The organism is Methylocapsa palsarum (assembly GCF_900114285.1).
Classification (GTDB): Bacteria; Pseudomonadota; Alphaproteobacteria; order Rhizobiales; family Beijerinckiaceae; genus Methylocapsa; species Methylocapsa palsarum.
In genome coordinates, this window is the sequence record NZ_FOSN01000064.1 from 1 (window position 1) to 1,829 (window position 1,829).

Below are 1,829 nucleotides of genomic sequence, written 5' to 3' on the forward strand. Positions count from 1 at the left end.
TCGCTTAGATGGTCGAGACAGATGACCGGGATCTCTGAACGCCCGAGCAGTTTCGCCGCCTCGAAGCGGCCGTGGCCGGCGATCAATTGTTTGTTGCTGTCGATCAGAATCGGCGCATTGAAGCCAAAGGCTTCGATGCTGCGGGCGATCGCCCTGATCTGTTCCCGGCTGTGCTTGCGCGGATTGCGGGGGTTGGGTTTGAGCTCGTCGAGGGGCAATAAAGCGTGTCTGCCTAGTTTCGATGGCGTCTCCAGGGCTTCAAAGTTTCGTTTCCGGGGCCTGTGTTTAGCTGCTCGGCGCATGATCGAAACCTCATTCAACGCCGCGCTACGGGCGGCGAATCTATGGGGTCGATATTTTCAAAAGCCTCCGTAATTCGCAAAGGACATAAATAGGCGGTTTTTCACTCGAGTTCTTCGCCGGCGTGCAAGTTTGACCGGTGCCTGTCCTCGTTAAGATGGCGCCGAAATTCCTGGCGAAAATTAGCAAGCGCTGGGTCTTTCGCGAGCTTGAAATGATGCCGCCATCCGCTGAGCTTGTCGCCCCAACTCTTTGTCTCCTGTACGATGACGCCTTCTACAATAGTCTTCACCGGTTCGAGGCTGAATTTTTTAACGGATCCGGTCCACAACATTTCCGCGGCGGTGGCGGCCTCCCGATTTTTAGGGACGGGATCGACGCCATGAATGAAGAGCCAAGCTTCAGCGATTAGGGCTGCGCATTCAGTTTTCGGATGGGATGCACGACGCGGCATCGCCTTGTTGCGGCCTGCCTTCGTCCTCCCATCCTTCGTCACTAGCGAGCCAACGCTTTCGTCGGCGCGCCGAACAAGGTCTCGCAACATCATATCCATCTGTCCGTGATAGGGGATTTGTTGCGGAGCTTCGTCAAGGAAACCGCGGATTGCACCATCGTTTAGCGCAACAATAAGCGTCTGCGCCGCATTCTTGACGCCTTGCAGCTTTTGTTTCATTTCTGCTCGGGTCGGCTGCCAGGCGGCGATGGCCCGACTCATGATGACGCCGGGGCCCCACCGTTTGAGGGATGCCACGAGCCATGCAGGTGGGTCGGCTTTCGTGATCTTGCGCGCGATGATTTCGTAAATCACCTCGTCTGAACAAGAATCAATAGTTATGGCGGGCCTTTGCTCGTTCATCAGTCCCAGCGTCCTCATCATAAATGCAATGGTTTCATCATTCTCCAAAGGCTGCAGTTAAGGTTCAGCGCTGCAGTTGCAAGAGAGAGGGTACTAGTCTGAGTGTAATTTGACTTCCTTCTGCCAATTTCTGGCCTGGGAAGTTTGATGACGACGTCCGATCTTGAGCCACTCAAAAGCAGAAAATATTTCCCGCGCTATCCAATCTTCGAAGTAAGTCAGGGCTCGTTCGCGAAAGCGTCGAGATTGAATCCCTGTTTCACGTCGATCACTCCCTGTTCGAGCCAAATATTTTCCCTGTTAAGAGCGACAAGGAATAGCGCCTAGACTATTGAATTAACGTCATATCTCGCGTCAAAATGTCTCAGAGAGGCCCGTTTATTAGAAAAATTCCCTGTTTTACAGGGAATTCGCGGCGAGACCGGTTCGCGAGAGACTGCGTCGTCAGCCAGTAATTAATTATTTGACATGGATTTGCTTCATAGTGCTGGCGCGCGGCAATTTCTTAGCGAATTCCGGGGGTTTGCGGACCGCGCGTTGACGGTCCGAGCGCAGAGACGGCGCTTCGCCCGATCTCGGCCAACGGCGTCCTGGAATTCTCTCCGCGGGCTTTCAGGGGTTCACTCTTTCGCCAGCGAAACGGCGCTCAAAGCAGGCGATGCTCTTGTGATCG

General features: G+C 54.2%; 2 protein-coding genes. Both read right to left on the minus strand.

Going from position 1 to position 1,829, the window contains the following annotated elements:
- A partial coding sequence (locus BM177_RS19270; protein ID WP_175492718.1) for a ParB/Srx family N-terminal domain-containing protein occupies positions 1-218 on the minus strand: 218 nt, incomplete at its 3' end.
- Between the two features lie 185 nt (positions 219-403).
- Positions 404-1,156 (minus strand): hypothetical protein, encoded by a 753-nt coding sequence (locus BM177_RS19275; protein WP_139223765.1) that lies wholly within the window; start codon positions 1,154-1,156, stop codon positions 404-406.
- Between the last annotated feature and the right edge of the window lie 673 nt (positions 1,157-1,829).

Coding starts and splice junctions, on each gene's coding strand:
- BM177_RS19275 (WP_139223765.1), bottom strand. CDS start 1,156: ATGAACGAGCAAAGGCCCGCCATAACTATTGATTCTTGTTCAGACGAG.